This window comes from Lacticaseibacillus jixianensis, assembly GCF_003946485.1.
GTDB lineage: Bacteria > Bacillota > Bacilli > Lactobacillales > Lactobacillaceae > Lacticaseibacillus > Lacticaseibacillus jixianensis.
Genome location: NZ_RHOJ01000036.1, coordinates 1 through 16,231, shown reverse-complemented (window position 1 = coordinate 16,231; position 16,231 = coordinate 1). Strand labels below are relative to the sequence as shown.

Genomic DNA, 16,231 nt, shown 5'->3' with positions numbered 1-16,231 from the left:
TCATATAATGAGTTATTTGAATAGCTCGATTTGTTGTTTGCGAATTGACTTCGCTCATGTTAATTAATTCTTTTCAACTTTCATTGAAAAGCCCTATCACATTTACGAAACTTTGTTCAGTTTTCAAAGGACTACCTTGTCCAAAAGACAACTTTTATAGTCTATCAATTGGCCTGCGGATTGTCAACTGGTTTTTTTACCGGCAATGCCGCTCCCTGCGGAGCCGCCTGCGTTTTGACAACGTTGAATATCTTACCAAGCCGACCAAAGACCGTCAACCATTTTTTTGCAAAAGGCCGAAATAAAAACAGCCAACCGCAAATTTCACAAAGTCTGCGGCGGCTGACGAGGATAATTGGGTTGCGACTCAGCAACGCCCGAGCAGCCTGCGACGCTCTAGGCCTCGCCGGTAAAAATCACCGGCAAGGCCTAGATTGGGCTGGCTGTCGGGCTAAAACCGGCGAGTCTTCGCACCTTGATCTAACTGGGCTCCGGGTCGACAACGCCCGAGCAGCTAGCTGCGCCAGAGTCCTCGCCGCCAAAGACCTGCGGCAATGCCTCTGGCTGGGCTTAGCCTGTAGCCATTTATGGCGTACAGGCTGACATGCGTAGCGGCTAGCCGTCGGGCTAAGTGCGTCGACCCTGCGCACCTTGATCTAACTGGGCTACGGGTCGACAACGCCCGAGCGCCTAGCTACGCCCAGGGCCTCGCCGCTAAAGTTCAGCGGCAATGTTCTGGGCTAGGCTAAGCGTCGGGCTAAGTGCGTCGACCCTGCGCACCTTGTAAAAAAAACAGCCGCATCGCTGCGGCTGGATCACGTTATTCACCTTTGATGACAGTTTGGCCGGCCATGTACGGGACCAGCACGTCCGGGATCGTCACCGAACCATCGGCATTTTGATAATTCTCCAAAATGGCGGCAACGGTGCGGCCAACGGCCAGGCCAGAGCCGTTCAGCGTGTGGACGAACTGCGGCTTGCCGTTATCGTCGCGGTAACGGATCTGCGCCCGGCGCGCCTGAAAGTCCGTGCAATTACTGCAACTGGAAATTTCCCGGTACGTGTTCTGTGCTGGCAGCCACACTTCCAGGTCGTTAGTCTTGGCCGAGGTAAAGCTCGCGTCACTGGAGGCCAGGGTGATGACGTGGTAAGGCAGCCCGAGCTTATCAAGCAAATCGCCCGCATCGTGGATCAGCCGTTGCAACTGGTTCCAAGAATCCTCAGGCTTGCAGAACTTGACCATTTCGACCTTGTTGAATTGGTGCATGCGAATCAAGCCGCGGGTGTCGCGGCCGGCAGACCCGGCCTCGGAACGAAACGCTGGCGTCAGTGCCGTCACACTAATTGGCAGCTTCTCCGCATCGATGATCTCCCCGCGGTAGTAGTTGACCAGTGGTACTTCTGCCGTTGGGATCAAGGTCAGGGGTTCGTCCTCATTCACGATCGTGTAAACATCTTGCGTGAACTTAGGAAATTGGCCGGTGCCAAACATGGAGTCTGCATTGACCAAGTACGGCGGGATCACTTCTTCGTAGCCTTCTTTGTAGTGCTCGTCCAAGAAGAAGTTGTACACCGCCCGCTCCAGGCGAGCACCGGCGCCTTTATAGTAGACAAACCGGGCACCAGAAACCTTTGCCGCGCGCTCGAAATCCAGGATCCCCAAGGCTTCACCCAATTCAAAATGGGCCTTTGGCGTAAAGTCAAACTGCCGGATCGTCCCCCGCTTGTACTCCTCCCGCGAATCGGCCTCGTTCAAGGACATCGGCACGTCATCGGCCGGGAAATTGGGCAGCCGCACCAGCACATAATTCAGTTTCTCCTCAACTTCCGCAAGCTGCTTGTCCAGCCCGCTGATCTGCTGGCCCACCTCGCGCATCGCCTTGATCTCGGCGTCAGCGTTCTCCTTGTTGCGCTTCTTGCTGGCAATTTCGCCAGAGACCTCATTGCGCTTGGCCTTCAGCTGCTCCGTTTGCGCGATCAGCGTGCGCCGCTGTTCATCGTCCTTGAGCAGATCATCGATCTCCTCCGGCTTGACCGCCCGTGCGGCCAACTTCTTCTTGGCCCATTCTGGGTCGTTGCGGATCACTTTAATGTCTAGCAATGCTATTTCCTCCTCATTCGTGATTGCATACAAAAAGCCCCTCATCTCATTGGGACGAAAGGCTATTCCGCGGTGCCACCCAAGTTTGGTCCGAAGACCACCCTTAATTTGCTGCTAACGGTCAGCGCCGTACGACTCATCGCCGTCCACTGTCGTGCTGGAATCGAAACTTCCCGGCTCGCACCGCCCGCCGGGTCTCTGAACGTTTCAAAATAGGCACCTAATCACGTGTTTTCTTGTTACCGTTAGAATACTTCAAACCCCTAGCCGGTGCAACTGGTCAGTAGTCAAAATCCTCTGCGCGGGTCCCAGAATTCTTGTCTTCCCAGATCTGCCGCAGTTCAGCATAAAGCTCCCCGAACCAGTCATTGGACGCACTGGCCGCCCACTTGTAGGTCAAAATCCCGTCATGGCGCTCGGCTGAATCAGGTACCGTCGCACTTTCGATGACCAGATCGACGTCCGCCATCCCCGTGTCCGGTGAAACCAGCTCCACAAACGGCTGGGCCATCAAAATGCCCAAGAGGTCCACGTAGCTAAGCCCCGTCTGCTCGACCACCGCGGCCACCCGGATCTTGGTCTTGGGGGCAAACTGCTGCGCCACTTGAAGCACGGCAGAATAGAACGAGTCCGTCAGGGCGTCAAGCCGCGGCTTCAGCCGGTCCAGTTCGGCCACGTAGATCACGTGCTCCAGCGTCTGGCGCACCTTTTTCTTCAGCGAGGGGTTCTCCGGCAGTGCAGTCAGGTGTTCGTTGACCTCGTAGGCAATCACCTGCGACAGGTCCTCCCCAAATTCGATCGTGGAAACGGCGTTCGCCAGCAGGCTCGCCGTTAAAATGTTCCGCGCGCCCGCCGGCATCGTGTCCGCCGTCAAAAAGGCTACTGGCAGCTTCGCCAGGAACTCCGTGACCAGCGTGTAAACCGGCGGATTGTAGTGGCGGTAGCGGGCCAGCGTCTGCTCAAGCCCCGCGGTATCCGTGGCACTGAACAGCGGCAAGAAGTTGAAGACAAAGTACATCGCCGAGCTTTCGCCCATCTGTTCTTCCGTGGTGAACTTCGGGAACAGGAATTTCTCCGCGAGGCTTGGCTGCAGCTCCTCGAACATGTTGGCGGTCGGATACAGCAAGGTCAGCTTCGTGGTCCGGTACGGGATCACGTTACCTTCACTGGAGCGCTTGTGCGCAATGGCGGTGTAATACATCGCCACCTCCCGCGTCACATAATTGGGCTTATTCATGTCGTACAGGTCGACTGCGGCGTCAACGACCTCGCCGACCGCCTTGCGATCGAGGTCGTCAAACGGCCACCCCGCCCCGTCAGTCGCCAGCCAGAGGATCATCGTCAAAAACAGGCGCACCCGTTTTTCATCCCCTTGCAGGCTGAGCGTCTCGTATGAAAAGCGGACGCCAAACTTGCGCGCGAAGTCCCGCAGCGGCTTTAAATGCCGCAGCATCGTCGCCTTGCTCGCATGACTGGCCGCAAGGAAGTCGACGAAGCTGTCGTAGTCATGGTACAAAAGCGTGTGCAAGAACCGGTAAGGGTGATCGCGCTGGACAAGGTGCAGCCGCACCTGACTAGACGGCACGTTGAACAGCTTGCGCACCGCAGTGGTCTTCGAGCCGATCATCTCCTGCAGGGTGGCCACGAGACTGTTGTAAGTGTTATATACCGAGCCGTAGCTGCGCCGCGTCAGTGCCGCGATCTGCTTCAAGTTGACCTCGGTCACTAGCGGCTCGCCGTTACGCTCCATCGCCAGGCGCTCAGCGACTGGCGTCTGCGCCGACCTTGCATTCACGATCCGCCGAAACAGACTGGTCTCTTCCGCCTGAGACTGGGCCAAGAAGATATCTTCGCGTCCTCGCATTTCATGATCTCCTTTTGCAAACGATTAAGGTGCGCGTAAAAGCGCATTCCTTTAGTAATTATAGCCGCGAATAACAAACTATGCCAATATTTATTTGCACTTAATGAGACTGGCCGCGCCTGACCAACCGGAAAATCGATTCCAAACCATCAGGGTCAGCGGCGAAGACTTTTTTGGTGTACAAAGCTCTTGTCCGGGTGCATTCCGGCAGAAGGCCCTTTTTACCGGGCTTCTACATGTGCTATTCTATATTTGGAAAACGGCTTCAAGTCTGGGGTAGGCTTGACGCCAAGGCGTGCTCAGCCGCGCGCACCACGATTTGACAGGAGGGGGACTGCCGAATGGATTTCGAGACCATTTTTCTTGAAAAAGCGGATCTGCAGAAATTCACCATGTTCCACACGCTCGTGACCAACCAGGCGCAGAGCCTCTCGATCACTGACCTGGCGGAGCGCCTTGCCCTATCCTATCAACAAAGCTACAACGTCTTTCAGGAACTAACGCGTGATTTGGTTGACCTGTCAGGCAAAACCGCTGCCCAAGTGAAACAGGCGCTGACCGGGGGGGCCTTGCTCCCGCAGACGATCGACGACTACCGGGTGTTCCTGCTGAACGAATCAATTTCGTTCCAATTCATCGATTACCTGGTCCAGGGCAGCCAGCAAACGGTCAGCAGCTTCTGCACGAGCCATTTCATCAGCCGCTCCACTTTGATGCGCAAGACGGCCACAGTGCGCAGCTTCCTTGCCGGTTATCACATCAGGCTCTCCTTAACGCAGGCGGCGTTCATCGGCGACGAGAAGCAGATCCGCCTTTTCCTGCAGCAGTTCTACTGGCTCAGCTACCACGGCAGTCAGTGGCCGTTTCGGGCCCTTGACTTTCAGATCTTAAGCCAGCAGTACCAACAGCTGCCCACGCCGGCCTCAGACCCCATCGTCGCTAGTCAGGAGCGCTTGTTCTGGGGGCTTTGCCGCACCCGGATGAGCCGCGGCCACTTCGTTAAGCTGCCGCTGGCCTTTGCTCGGAGTTTTCCGCACAGTCCCTTCCGGCTGAAGGCAATCTACCCCAGCAAGCGGCACGCCAACGTGCCGCAAGCCACGCTTGATGCGGAAGGCGCCTTTTTCTACTTCTTTCAGCAAAAAATGATCACCTTCGCCCAGCCGAGCGCAACCACCCTGACCCTCGTTGACCAGCTGGAAGCCCAAAACAGTCCCATCATTCAAGTGGTGGCGGGGTTGCCCCAAGTGATGCACAGCCAGTTGGTGGCACCAGCGACGCAAAACCCCTTCGAAGACCCGCTGCTTTACGTCAACCTGGTCCGGGTGGCGGCGGCCTTCTACCTGATGGACGGCGACTTTGTGAAGCAAACGGACTTCTTCAAGCCGGCCCTGCTCAACTATCAGCAGCAGCAAGTCCGCCGGCTGCTCAGTCAGTACATCGCCGACCTGCCCGATGAACCGGGACTGCGCGCGTTTAAGCGGGCCCAAAACGCGCTGGTTGAAATGTTTTTCTACCTGCTCGTCCCGTACATGCAGGAATTTAACTGGGAAGACATGGTCAAGGTCAAGCTGGTCATGGAAACCACCGACACGATCAACCGGAACATCATCGATTTTGTCCGTAACCTCAACGTGGTCGACCTGCTGCCTGATGAGGCGCCCCTCGCCGATGCCGACCTGCTGATCACCGCGCTGGATGACTTTGTCGACCCGGACATGCTCACGTCACTGCCGCCTTCGATCGCCAAGTTCAACTGGTATCTTGACGCGACTGACGGGGACTTCCGCGTGCTGTTTCAAACGATCTTCAGCCTCTTTCAGCGCAAACTGCTCGCGGCCAATCAATGACTGGGGCGCGGCTAAGTTCAAAACCTCTCGGCAGCATGATGCAAACAACGAATCATGACGCAAAAACGTCTCTGCCTCACACTTCATTGCTGAAGCGCGAGGCAGAGACGTTTGCGTTCGCCGCTGGTGTGGCCCGGGATCACGCCTCCCTGGCCTGATCCGGCTTCACTGCGGGACGTTTGGCCCGGGCTGCCGCATTCTGGTAAAGCGCGCACAGCTGCGGTTTGGCGTTGCCGATCTCGTACATCACGATCGTCATGAGCTCAAAGCGCGTGAACAGGCGCGGCCGGCGCGGCTGCTGCTCTAGCCAGTTAGAAAACTGCATTTCAAAATCCGTCATCGTCCAGTTCAGGCGCCCCAGCAAGGTCTTCAGGGTGCTCTTTTCAAACTCGCTCATCTTGGCCCACGTGGTTTGATAAGTGAGCTCACCCCCTTCTGGCTGGGGGTCTAAATCAGCATCGATCAACGCCATCAAGGTCTTGATCGCGTCAAGATTGTGATGGGTATCGTACTCCAACCGCAGCTGGTGGCGCAGCAGTAGCATCTGATAAGTGGCGTCCTCCGCGTATTGCGCCTTCGCCTCAGCTAGGCGCTTTTCAATGAAAGCGTAATCAATTTTGCGGTGCCGCCACGGCAGCGACCAAACGTGGTCGAAGTCGATGACGTCCGCGAGGTAATACTCATGGATCCACAGCCAGTCATCGATATCCGTTAACGCGGCCTGACCTTTGCTGGTCAGCTCGTAGTGGCCGAGCTGGCCGGCTGGGGCAATCAAGCCCCGTCTGAGCAGGCGCGCAATCACCCGCGGGACCGCCAAATGATACCGGTCTCGCCACACGGGTGCGGCGCTAATGTTGGGCTCATCTGACATCGTTAGCATGTACATAAAGACTTTCACGCTCGGCGTAAGCATACTGTCCCCCTCGTTTCCCCCAGTTACGACCATTGTAGCCAGAACTGAAAACGCTGTCAAACTCGCCTAGAAAAAAACCGCTAGTCAAGCTAGCGGCAGTGTCCTTGCTATTTCATCAGTTTTTCGATGCGGGCGATGCCTTGCGCCGGATCCGCCACCTTCACCGTAAAGCCAAACTTCGTGAAGATGTGGTCGAGCTTGGCAAAATTTTCCTTGTCAAAGCTTGAGATGTTGCCGTCGATCTTGGCCACCTCTGTCTTCTTCGCAAGGTTGATGAACGCCTTCAGGGCCAGCTGGGCCAGCCCCATGTTTTCAAAATCGTAGAACGCCAGCCGGCTTTCGGAGCCCAACGTTTCCAGCACGGTGATATGCATGGTCTTCTGCCAAGCGTTCAAGTCAAACAGCAACTGTGCCTGAAAGTCTGCCTTTGAGTGCCCGTACTTATCAACGTTCTCAAATGGGGTGTACACGCTCACGGTGAAGCTACTCTTGCGGCTGTCCGGCTTGAAATCCGTGTACACGATGTACTGCGTCGCCTTCTCGCCGGCTTGTTGGGGCTGGTTCATGCTCGAAAGGATCGTCAATGCAGGATCCTTTTCAATCGCGGCAAGCCGCTTAGTGTAAATATCATCGTAATCAGCTTGGGTACTCATTATGAAACCTCCAGTCAAAATTTTCAGTTTCATTATACCATTAGCGCAAGCCGACCATGACATTTCTTTTATCGTTTGAAAAGAAAACGTGACTTTGCAGCGTGAAAGCAGTTCTTATAAGAGACTTTCATTAACGCGTTCAAAGTACGCTTCAGCCTGTTGCTTGCCGCCGGTCAGGCCGGCCGGCAGCGGCGCCGTGAACCGGTATTCAAAGCCCAGCCTGGCCAAAACGGCAATTGAGCGGCGGTTGGTCGGATAGACCCCCGCCCACACCGCGGTGATGCCAGTGCGAAACAGTTCCGCCAGCACCAGCTGCAGGGCCTCCGTCATCAGGCCCCGCCCCCAGTGGTCGGCCGCCAAGGCGTACCCGATTTCGCGCGTGCTGGCCGCCGGGTCGGCAGGATCAGCCGTGCGCGGGTAAACCCCCACCTCCCCGATGAGCCGGTTGCCTTGGGTGATGGCAAACTCGGTGCCCTGAGCACTAGCGATGTGCTGCTCGGCCGCCTTCAGCGTACTAAGCCGGCGGATGCCGGCCGGCTGAGCGACCTTTGGATCTTGCGCCAGCGCCAGATACGCAGGCGCGTCTTGTGCTGCGAGCGGCCGGATCGCCACCCGCTTGCCTTGGATCTCCACGAGCGACCCTCCCTTGACTTTTTTCCTCAATCCGGTATGCTATTAGGGTTCATACATAGAAAGAGGTGCTTGAGAATGCGTGATCACATTCTTCTTGCTTGCGCCGAAACTGGCGAACGGATCTATTTAACTTCTAAGAACAAGCGTAACACCCCGGACCGTCTGACTTTGAAGAAGTATTCTCCAAAGTTGCGTCGCCGGGTCGAGTTCACCGAAGTTAAAAAGTAATTCGGCTCGTCGCTTAGGCCTAGCGACTACCACCGTCTCCTCGGAGGCGGTTTTTTTGTCGTCTAAGCGGGAAAGCTTGGCCATTCCGTCGGGGCCGCCAGGTGGTAAAAATGGCTCAGGCCGGTAAACGGATCGGTAAAAGTCAGCCCGCTGGCCTGTAGCAACTGGTGCTGGTACTGCGGCGTCGGCTCCCCGTACAGCGGATCGCCGATCAGGGGGTGCCCAATGGCAGCAAAATGCGCCCTGATTTGGTGAGTGCGCCCGGTTTTCAAGACGATGTTGACCAGACTGAACGCGCCTTGGGTTGCGGCGACGGCGTAATCGGTAATCGCCGCTTGGCCGCCTTCTTGCACCTCACGATGAATACCGTCCGCCGCCTTGCCCAGCGGCAGCGTGATCGTGCCCACCGCGGGCGTCACCCGCCCGGCAACGACCGCTTGGTACTGCTTGGTCAGGCCCGTTTCGCCGGCCTGATCTAGCTTGCCTTGGGCAAAAATGTGCTTGGCGATCAGCACCAGCCCGCAAGTGTCGCGGTCCAAGCGGGTGATCACCGCCGGCTGCGGGCCTTCAATGCCCTCGCCTGCAAGGTACCCCGCCGCCCGGTTCAACAGTGAATCCGTTTGGTCATGCGGCCCTGGCACACTGGCCAGGCCCACCGGCTTGTTGACGATCAGCCAGTTGTCCAGCTCCTCCACGATCTGCAGTGCGGCCTGACTTTGGGCGACTCCGGTGCTTGGTGGCAGTTCAAAGCGCACCTTATCCCCATGGATCACCGGCTGGTTCTGCGTGGGCTCGCCGTTTAAAAACACCAAGTCTGCGGCAAACAATTTGATCAGGAGCCGATGGCTGACCCCCTGGCGCATTAAGACGCGCTTGACGGTGGTGGCACGTTCGGCTGAGTACTGAAACGAATAATTCATGGCATTCCCTCCGGTCTGAATTATAGCGGACTTTGGCCGCCGTGAATACGCCCCAATGCGTGGGAGCGCTTGCCACGAGTCTAATAAGTGGACTATGCTGAAGTTATGACGGCTTGGTTGCAGTCAGAAACAAGCGGCTGGCGCGCCGCATTTCAGTTCATCGCGATACGCCGCTGCCAGCTTCTGCGCAACCTTGGATGAGGAGGATGGATCATGATCGAAACAGATGTGGCTTACGGCAAGGACCCAGCACAAAAGGCGGACTTCTATCTGCCGGCCAAGGCGAACGGCGCCGCGATCGTCTTTGTTCACGGCGGCGGCTGGTTTCGCGGTGATAAAGCAAACGACCAGGAAATTGGCCAGTACTTCGCCGCGGCAGGCTATGTGACCGCGCTGGTGAACTATCGCCTGGCCCCGGCCCACCTGTTTCCCGCCGCCCAAACCGATTTGCACACTTTTCTCGCCTGGTTTGCGGCCAGTAGCTTAGAGTTCGACCGCGCCAAGGTGGGGCTGCTTGGCGCCAGCGTCGGCGGCACCATGGCTCTTACGGAAAGCCTCACCGGCGGCCAGCCGGTGGTGACCTGGTCGGCCATCGTCGATTTCGCCAACTGGGTCCAGCAGCATCAAACCGTCAAGGCAGCGGTCGACGCCAAGGCTGAGCTCGGCCTGACGGAACCGCATGCGATCCACGAAAGCTTCTATAAATACTTTCTTCAGACGTACCTCGGCGACTTGACCCCGCAAAAGCTCACCGCGGTCAATCCGCTCAACCACCTCACCGAGACGCTAGGGCCAACGCTGATGTATAACGCCACCGACGAGCTCTCTCCGCTACCGGGCGTCTTCCGCTTTCTTGAGCAAGCCGCCGCGTTTAAGCGCGACATTACGGTCCACGTGGTCCCGGGCACGGGTCACGCCCGCGACTACACCGCGTTTGCCTTACCGGGCACGGCCTCGTTCTTCAGCTATCACCTCGGCCTCAGCAAATAGAAAAATCCCAGTGATGCGTGCCGCTTGGCTTGCGCATCACTGGGATTATTTTTTTGACAGGAGCGGCGGCCCCCACTGATCACCATCAGCGAACCAGGACCAACGGGGCGCTGGCCCCAGTCGCCCAGAGCAGCTGGCCGTTGACTAGTTCCAGCTGGAGCGGATCGGCTTCAATGGCCGTTGGCGTAAAGAGGTAACCGCGGCCGCTTGCCGCCACCTGGTAGGTCGTCGTCAGGCTGGGCTGACCGGGCTGCGCCACCGTCAGCTTGGCGGCAGTCAGGGTGATCGTGACGGCAGCATTGTGCCAGGTCCCATAGTAGGCGGTCAAAGTCGTCGCAGTGCGCGGCTGAGCCTGAGCCGGTGCCTTGGCTGTGGTTGCCTGCTGGCGCGAGGCGCTTGCTTTTGCCGCGGCAGACGTTTGGGCTGCTGCGCGCGGCGCTGCGGCCACGGGCTTGGCCAAGCCCTTCGTGCTTGCCGGGGCCTTGGTCGCCGGCTTGGCGCTGCGACTGGCCGCCTTGACCGTTTGCGTGCGGCCACCCTTTACCACCTTGGTGGCAGCGGCGCGGGGGGTCTTGGAATGCGTGACGACCGCCGCAGCGCCTGACTGGGCACTTGCGTGGTCAAGGTGCGTCCCGGTCAACTGGATCCCGCCACCGATCAATCCCAGCACTGCAACACTGACCAAAAGCCACTTCTTCATCACGATCACTCCCCACTTGTTTGTATGACCATAGTATAACCGCTCATGAAATATTTTTGTAATATTTTCGTCATAAAAATGGTTAAGTTTTGATTAACCGCCGTCGCCATGGGCTTTCTATGTTACAGAATGCCCAATTGCGTGGCTTGTGTTTAGGAACGTGCGTTCGTATAATGGGCGTAAACAAGTGAGCTAAGGGGGTGGTGCCATGACCTATGCCGATCAGATCGGCGCAGCCGCGTTTCAGCGCCTCACCGCCGATTTTTTTGACCACCGTTACCAAGACCGCGGGATGAAGAAGTGGCAAGGCTATTTCCTTTCCGACCACACGGCGGCCCTAAAGAAGCAGGCTGCGGCAGAGGCGCTCCTGCAAGACCAGACGGCGCTGCCGCAGCAAAGCGAGGCGGAAATTCGGCGCGTTCTCGCCGCGGCGTTTGCCAGCGGCCAAAGTGTCATCGTTCAGCTTCGCCACCTCACCCCAGAGGGGCGCCTGGCCGCGCCGCTGGGCGGTAAGGTGGCCGGCTACACGGACTGGGACGAGGTCGGGATCGCAGGCGTTCAGGTGAGCATCGCGGACATTCGCCACTCGGAATTGGTCCCCTTCCCGCGTCGCTGAGGCTGTGCTACTATCAGCGTAAACCCGCAATTGCGGCGGTTAAAGGAGTGACAGTATGTCTTTGCTTGCCATTTTGCTCGACGCACTAGCGTTTGGCAGCTACACATTGCAAATTACTAACCCTAACCTGCGACTGATCGGGGCCGTTGGTCAGGGCGTCGTGACGTTGATCCTGCTCGCCATGACCTTCGGGTATCAAGGCAAACGCTTCGGGTGGTTCAACTTCCAAACTTGGGCGCACAATTTCACCATCCGCTATGCGATCATTGTCATCTCCCTGTTGATTAATGCCGTGGTGCTGGCACTGTACGTCATGAACCTGACCGGGACCAACTCCCTGATTTTCCGCTGAGTCGCCAAAGTCGCCACCGAAAGGAACATTTACCATGACGAACCACGTTAGAATTGGCCACAGTGACGTCGTGTCCGGGCCTTTAGGGCTGGGGACCAACAAAGTCGGCGGCCACAATTTGTTTACCGGCCTCGATGATCAAACCGGGATCCGAACCGTCAAAGCGGCGTTGGATCACGGGATGACGATGCTGGATACCGCCTTCATGTACGGCTTAGGGAATTCCGAACGGCTCATTGGCCAGGCGATTGCCGACTATGATCGCCACCAGATCGTCATCGCCACCAAGGCCGCGCAAGATCCCGCGCAAGGGCTGCGGCCAAACAACCGCCCCGCCTTTTTGACTGCGCAAGTCGATCACGCCTTGCAACGGCTCGGCACCGACTACCTCGACATTTTCTACATCCACTTCCCGGACTCGGATACGCCGAAGTACGAGGCAGTCGGAGCGCTTCAGCGATTGAAGGAAGCAGGCAAGATCCGGGCCATCGGGGTCTCAAACTTCAGCCCAGCGCAACTCGCCGAGGCCAATCAAGACGGGTACGTTGACATCGTCGAGGATGCGTACAACCTGATCGACCGCCAAAATGAGCAGCGCCTCATGCCCTACCTGCAGGCTCACCACATCAGTTTTGTGCCATACTTTCCGCTGGCTTCGGGTCTTTTGACCGGTAAGTACCGCGCTGGTCAAACGTTCAGTGAAGACAGCTGGCAGGCCCGCCAAGCCAATTTCCACGGCGACCGGTTTGCGGCCATCACCGCCGCGCTGGCGACCGTCGTGCAGCCGATTGCGGCAGCACACCAAGCGACCATCGCCCAAACGATCCTGGCGTGGTACATTCAAGCGCCAACCATCGCCGTGGTCATTCCCGGCGCCCGCACGCCTGAGCAGGCGATGCAAAATGCCCAGGCGTTGACCGTCCGCCTCACTAGCCAGGAAAGCAAGCAGATCGCGGCCGCCTTCAAGCAGCTGCCAGACTAGCCGCCGGCCGGTGCACTGCCAGCAACGCACTGGCTGCCGTGTCCGCGGTGCGGAAGGATACCAAAGTAAGCGCCTCTGCAGCCCGGTCTGGGGACCGGGCGCAGAGGCGCTTATGTTTTCGGCATCGGGACCGCTCCCTCCTTTCTATCCAATCACAAACGTGGCCAACAGTATGCGGACGGCGGCACTCAAAGCAGAAACGCCCACGCCCCACCAAGCAAGTTGCCGCTGCGGGGTGAACAACCCCCACACGCTGAAGACCAGCCCGCCCGCGTACAGCAGCCAGCCGATCCCCGGCACCAAGCTAAAAAGCAGGCCCGCAAGCGCGAGGCCCACCCCCAGCAGACTAATTCGGTCAGTCATCTTGGCGCCCCCTTTCAGCAATAGATTCTGCAAGAAGGCCGTGAATTCCTTCACTGCTGCTTGATTCCAGGCGGTTTTAAAGTATGATTGATAAGTAAGTTTTTCAGAAAGAAGGGCCAACTTGACTACCCATCGTCTCAGAACTCTGCTCGAAAGGATTGCCGTGCTTCTAATCGTCGTGGCCGCGGCCTGGGCGCTGCGGCCCGCTCACCGGACAACGACCCATTACGCCCTTGCAAACGGGGCGATCAAGTACGACGGGCAAATGCTGAAAGGCAAATTTAGCGGCCAAGGCACCCTCAAACTGGCAAACGGGGATCGCTACCGCGGCCAGTTTGCGGCCGGCCGGTTTAATGGCCGCGGCCGCTTCACCTCCCACGCCGGCTGGCAGTATACCGGCCGCTTCGCCAAGGGGCAGCTGACCGGCCGCGGGACATTGACCACCAAACAGGGAAAAAATTATAGGGGGTACTTCAAAAATGGCCAATACTACGCCAGCTCATCAACACATTAAGTGGTTCAGTCTGGTCCGGATCTTGGGCTTGTTGATGATTTTGGGGTATCACTTCTTCAAGGTCGGCTATCCTGGCGGCTTCGTCGGAGTCGACTTATTTTTTGTCTTCTCTGGCTTTCTGATCACCAGCCTCATGATCGACGAGTTTGCGCGCACCCAACGGTTTGACCTGCGCGCCTTTTTGCGGCGGCGGTTTTACCGCATCGTTCCGGCCGTGGTCTTGATGATCCTGATCACGGTGCCCTTCACCCTTTTGGTGTCACCCGACCTCATCACCGGACTCGGCAAGCAGGTGGCGGCGGCCTTGGGCTTTGTCACCAACTGGTTTGAACTTGCCACTGGCGGCAGTTATGAAACCAATTTCATTCCGCACTTATTTGTCCACACCTGGTTTCTCGGCGTCGAAATGCAGTTCTACCTGGTTTGGGGCCTCGTCGTCTTTCTGGTCGCCCGTTTGCTGAACAAGCCAGAAGTGCCGATGCGCAAACGGCGGGTCTGGTTTCGTGAGAGCCTGTTTGGCCTCGCCCTTGTTTTTGGCGTCAGCAGCTTGGCATTGATGTGGGGGCAGGCGCAAGGCCTCAAGGACTTTTCACCCGTGTATTTCTCCAGCCTGACGCACGGCTTCCCACTTTTTCTCGGCGCCATGCTGGCCACGGTCTCCGGCATCGGCATCGTGCCTGAATGGTTCCGGCGCCTGACTGCGCAGCGGCCGGCTTGGCAGCCCGCCCTGGTGCTGGCCGGGGCCGCGACCCTCACCGTCCTGCTCGGCTGGACCGTTCACTTTGACGCCGCCTGGACCTACCCGTTCGGCCTGCTGATCACCTCGCTGCTGGCCGGGATCATGATCCTCGCCGCCCGCGCGCTGCACGAGGCCACGACCACCGTAGCAGAGCCGCGGATCACCCTGCAGCTGGCCAGTTTATCGTATGGGATCTACTTGTACCACTGGCCGCTGTACGTGATTTTTAGCCGGCTGCTGCCGCAGAGCATCACGGTCGCGTTGACCTTGGTCCTCAGTGTGCTGTTTGCCGCCTTTTCGGTCGCCGTAGTGGAACCCTTCGTCGCGGGCAAGCCACTGCTGGTGGGGCACAGTCTGCGAGCGAAGCAGCTCGGCGCGGGCGGCCTGCTCGCCGGCGGGGCGGTGCTGCTGGCGTTGACGGTGCACCAGGTCAGTGCGGCCCCAGCACTTTCACAGCTTGAAACCACCCTGTGGACCGCCGGCGTCAAGCAGGACGCTGCCCGCTACGTTCAGGCCGCCCCTGAAATCATCGCCGCGCACACGCCCAAGCAGACGGCCGCGGCGAACCGGCTCGCACAGGGGCAAAAGGCCGCCGCACAAGCGGCCAAGACTGATCCGCACGGCTACCAAGCAGCCAACCGCAACAGCACTGCCAGCGACCACAACATTCCGGCCGGCGTGTCGATTTTTGGCGATTCAGTGACGCTGGGAGTCTCAGATTACTTGGGCAGTCACGTGCAAAACGCCGTGGTTGACGCCGAGGGCGACCGGACCATGAATCAGGCCCTGACGCTGGTGAAAAACCAGCAAGCCGCCGGCACCCTGCGCGAGTTCGTCGTTATTGCCTGCGGGACGAATTCACTCAACGATTATGCGGCGGTGCTCAAACAGGTCATCGCCACCATCAAGCCGGGCCACAAGCTGATCATGGTCACCCCGCACAACGGCCAGGCCAAGCCGGATTGGAATTCAAGTCGCCTCACCGCCCTTGAACAGGCCCTGCCGCAGCAGTACGACTGGATCACCGTGGCTGACTGGGCAGGCGTGGCGAACGCGCACCCGGAGCTGTTCAAAGGCACCGATGGCGTGCACTTCGCCGGCCGCCAGGAAGGCAACGTGCTCTTCACGCAAACCATCAACAACGCCCTGCTGGCCGCTGCCAAGCAACCGGCCAAGCCGTAATCATGCAACTGAGCTCCGAGTTCGCAACGGGGGAGCATCCAGCTACGGTCAAGTCCTCGCCGGCAAAAAACGCCGGCAACGCCTTGACCTATGATCAGCCTGTAGCCGCTTGCGGCGTACAGGCTGACATGCGTAGCGGCTGGCTGTCCCCCTAAGTGCGCGAACTCTGCGCATCCTAAAGAAAACCCCGCGCCATGTTATCAGCGCAAATTCAGCCGTACAAATAGGACCGCAGCAGCCGCTGCGGTCCTATTTGTACGGCTTGGGTATCCTGAACTAACTGGGCTACCGGGCGACATGCGGAGCGGTTATCTGTCCCGCTAAGTGCGCGAACCTTGCGCACCTTCTAACTGGGCTACGGGGCCGCAACGCGGGAGCAGCTAACTACGCCACAAGCCTCGCCGCCAGAGTACGGCGGCAATGCTCGTGGCTAGGTTATCTGTCCCGCTAAGTACGCGGCCCCTGCGCACCTTCTAACTGGGCTACGGGGCCGCAACGGGGAAGTGGGTAGCTACGCCCCGGGCCTCGCCGGCAAAAAGCGCCAGCAATGCCCGGGGCTAGATAATATGAAGTGACCCCCTAGATTGTCGACACGGGGATTTAGATTGATAATGTTGTTAGCTAAAACAAACAA

Annotated in this window: 16 protein-coding genes; 8 read left to right on the top strand and 8 right to left on the bottom strand. The window is 58.2% G+C overall.

The window, feature by feature from the left end; genetic code table 11:
* Nucleotides 1-820: 820 nt before the first annotated feature.
* Entirely contained in the window at nucleotides 821-2,101 is a 1,281-nt protein-coding gene (gene serS, locus EKM85_RS10925; RefSeq protein ID WP_125586855.1) for a serine--tRNA ligase, read from the bottom strand.
* Nucleotides 2,102-2,381: 280 nt separating this feature from the next.
* The gene (locus tag EKM85_RS10920; RefSeq protein ID WP_125586854.1) at nucleotides 2,382-3,965 is read right to left on the bottom strand and encodes a helix-turn-helix domain-containing protein; all 1,584 of its coding nucleotides are present in this window, start codon (nucleotides 3,963-3,965) and stop codon (nucleotides 2,382-2,384) included.
* Between the two features lie 341 nt (nucleotides 3,966-4,306).
* Between EKM85_RS10920 and EKM85_RS10915 the strand changes: the two genes are divergently transcribed.
* Nucleotides 4,307-5,812 carry a helix-turn-helix domain-containing protein gene (locus EKM85_RS10915; RefSeq protein ID WP_125586852.1) on the top strand — a complete coding sequence of 502 codons (1,506 nt, stop codon included), beginning with the start codon at nucleotides 4,307-4,309 and terminating at the stop codon, nucleotides 5,810-5,812.
* Nucleotides 5,813-5,951: 139 nt separating this feature from the next.
* Here EKM85_RS10915 and EKM85_RS10910 read toward each other — a convergent pair whose 3' ends face one another.
* From EKM85_RS10910 to EKM85_RS10900, 3 genes are all read right to left on the bottom strand, one after another.
* Entirely contained in the window at nucleotides 5,952-6,725 is a 774-nt protein-coding gene (locus EKM85_RS10910; RefSeq protein WP_125586850.1) for a hypothetical protein, read from the bottom strand.
* Nucleotides 6,726-6,832: 107 nt separating this feature from the next.
* Nucleotides 6,833-7,378: a hypothetical protein gene (locus tag EKM85_RS10905; protein WP_125586848.1), complete on the bottom strand. Its 546-nt coding sequence runs from the start codon at nucleotides 7,376-7,378 to the stop codon at nucleotides 6,833-6,835.
* Nucleotides 7,379-7,492: 114 nt separating this feature from the next.
* Nucleotides 7,493-8,011 carry a GNAT family N-acetyltransferase gene (locus EKM85_RS10900; protein WP_164510760.1) on the bottom strand — a complete coding sequence of 173 codons (519 nt, stop codon included), beginning with the start codon at nucleotides 8,009-8,011 and terminating at the stop codon, nucleotides 7,493-7,495.
* A 75-nt stretch (nucleotides 8,012-8,086) separates the two neighbouring features.
* On the opposite strand from EKM85_RS10900, the gene rpmG reads away from it, so the two are divergent.
* Nucleotides 8,087-8,239 (top strand): 50S ribosomal protein L33, encoded by a 153-nt coding sequence (gene rpmG / locus EKM85_RS10895; protein WP_054664841.1) that lies wholly within the window; start codon nucleotides 8,087-8,089, stop codon nucleotides 8,237-8,239.
* Between the two features lie 62 nt (nucleotides 8,240-8,301).
* On the opposite strand, the gene EKM85_RS10890 is transcribed toward rpmG, so the two are convergent.
* Nucleotides 8,302-9,159, bottom strand: a complete 858-nt coding sequence (locus EKM85_RS10890; protein ID WP_125586844.1) for an RluA family pseudouridine synthase — start codon at nucleotides 9,157-9,159, stop codon at nucleotides 8,302-8,304.
* A 210-nt stretch (nucleotides 9,160-9,369) separates the two neighbouring features.
* Here EKM85_RS10890 and EKM85_RS10885 point away from each other — a divergent pair, with 210 nt between their 5' ends.
* A complete protein-coding gene (locus tag EKM85_RS10885; RefSeq protein ID WP_379882287.1) occupies nucleotides 9,370-10,149 on the top strand; it encodes an alpha/beta hydrolase in 780 nt (259 codons plus the stop codon).
* A gap of 85 nt (nucleotides 10,150-10,234) precedes the next feature.
* Here EKM85_RS10885 and EKM85_RS10880 read toward each other — a convergent pair whose 3' ends face one another.
* On the bottom strand, nucleotides 10,235-10,849 hold the full coding sequence (locus EKM85_RS10880) for a hypothetical protein (protein WP_125586840.1): 615 nt from the start codon (nucleotides 10,847-10,849) through the stop codon (nucleotides 10,235-10,237).
* A 208-nt stretch (nucleotides 10,850-11,057) separates the two neighbouring features.
* Between EKM85_RS10880 and EKM85_RS10875 the strand changes: the two genes are divergently transcribed.
* Genes EKM85_RS10875 through EKM85_RS10865 form a run of 3 tightly spaced genes read left to right on the top strand, consistent with a single transcriptional unit; the run spans nucleotide 11,058 to nucleotide 12,799 of the window.
* Nucleotides 11,058-11,465, top strand: a complete 408-nt coding sequence (locus EKM85_RS10875; protein ID WP_125586838.1) for a phage infection protein — start codon at nucleotides 11,058-11,060, stop codon at nucleotides 11,463-11,465.
* Between the two features lie 55 nt (nucleotides 11,466-11,520).
* Nucleotides 11,521-11,817: a hypothetical protein gene (locus EKM85_RS10870; RefSeq protein ID WP_125586836.1), complete on the top strand. Its 297-nt coding sequence runs from the start codon at nucleotides 11,521-11,523 to the stop codon at nucleotides 11,815-11,817.
* A gap of 34 nt (nucleotides 11,818-11,851) precedes the next feature.
* Nucleotides 11,852-12,799: an aldo/keto reductase gene (locus EKM85_RS10865; protein ID WP_125586834.1), complete on the top strand. Its 948-nt coding sequence runs from the start codon at nucleotides 11,852-11,854 to the stop codon at nucleotides 12,797-12,799.
* 144 nt (nucleotides 12,800-12,943) lie between these two features.
* Here EKM85_RS10865 and EKM85_RS10860 read toward each other — a convergent pair whose 3' ends face one another.
* Nucleotides 12,944-13,162 (bottom strand): hypothetical protein, encoded by a 219-nt coding sequence (locus tag EKM85_RS10860; protein ID WP_125586831.1) that lies wholly within the window; start codon nucleotides 13,160-13,162, stop codon nucleotides 12,944-12,946.
* A 163-nt stretch (nucleotides 13,163-13,325) separates the two neighbouring features.
* On the opposite strand from EKM85_RS10860, the gene EKM85_RS10855 reads away from it, so the two are divergent.
* Together EKM85_RS10855 and EKM85_RS10850 are read left to right on the top strand one after the other, a co-directional pair.
* Nucleotides 13,326-13,676: an MORN repeat-containing protein gene (locus EKM85_RS10855; protein ID WP_225418990.1), complete on the top strand. Its 351-nt coding sequence runs from the start codon at nucleotides 13,326-13,328 to the stop codon at nucleotides 13,674-13,676.
* Nucleotides 13,642-15,597, top strand: a complete 1,956-nt coding sequence (locus EKM85_RS10850; protein ID WP_125586827.1) for an acyltransferase family protein — start codon at nucleotides 13,642-13,644, stop codon at nucleotides 15,595-15,597. Before EKM85_RS10855 ends, EKM85_RS10850 begins: the two co-directional genes overlap by 35 nt.
* The last annotated feature ends 634 nt before the right edge of the window (nucleotides 15,598-16,231 follow it).

What these genes read in the sequence shown, in the direction of transcription:
- EKM85_RS10920 (WP_125586854.1), bottom strand. Translation starts at nt 3,965, where the DNA reads ATGCGAGGACGCGAAGATATCTTCTTGGCCCAGTCTCAGGCGGAAGAG.
- EKM85_RS10915 (WP_125586852.1), top strand. Translation starts at nt 4,307, where the DNA reads ATGGATTTCGAGACCATTTTTCTTGAAAAAGCGGATCTGCAGAAATTC.
- EKM85_RS10910 (WP_125586850.1), bottom strand. Translation starts at nt 6,725, where the DNA reads ATGCTTACGCCGAGCGTGAAAGTCTTTATGTACATGCTAACGATGTCA.
- EKM85_RS10890 (WP_125586844.1), bottom strand. Translation starts at nt 9,159, where the DNA reads ATGAATTATTCGTTTCAGTACTCAGCCGAACGTGCCACCACCGTCAAG.
- EKM85_RS10860 (WP_125586831.1), bottom strand. Translation starts at nt 13,162, where the DNA reads ATGACTGACCGAATTAGTCTGCTGGGGGTGGGCCTCGCGCTTGCGGGC.
- EKM85_RS10880 (WP_125586840.1), bottom strand. Translation starts at nt 10,849, where the DNA reads ATGAAGAAGTGGCTTTTGGTCAGTGTTGCAGTGCTGGGATTGATCGGT.
- EKM85_RS10865 (WP_125586834.1), top strand. Translation starts at nt 11,852, where the DNA reads ATGACGAACCACGTTAGAATTGGCCACAGTGACGTCGTGTCCGGGCCT.
- EKM85_RS10850 (WP_125586827.1), top strand. Translation starts at nt 13,642, where the DNA reads ATGGCCAATACTACGCCAGCTCATCAACACATTAAGTGGTTCAGTCTG.
- EKM85_RS10905 (WP_125586848.1), bottom strand. Translation starts at nt 7,378, where the DNA reads ATGAGTACCCAAGCTGATTACGATGATATTTACACTAAGCGGCTTGCC.
- EKM85_RS10870 (WP_125586836.1), top strand. Translation starts at nt 11,521, where the DNA reads ATGTCTTTGCTTGCCATTTTGCTCGACGCACTAGCGTTTGGCAGCTAC.
- EKM85_RS10875 (WP_125586838.1), top strand. Translation starts at nt 11,058, where the DNA reads ATGACCTATGCCGATCAGATCGGCGCAGCCGCGTTTCAGCGCCTCACC.
- rpmG (WP_054664841.1), top strand. Translation starts at nt 8,087, where the DNA reads ATGCGTGATCACATTCTTCTTGCTTGCGCCGAAACTGGCGAACGGATC.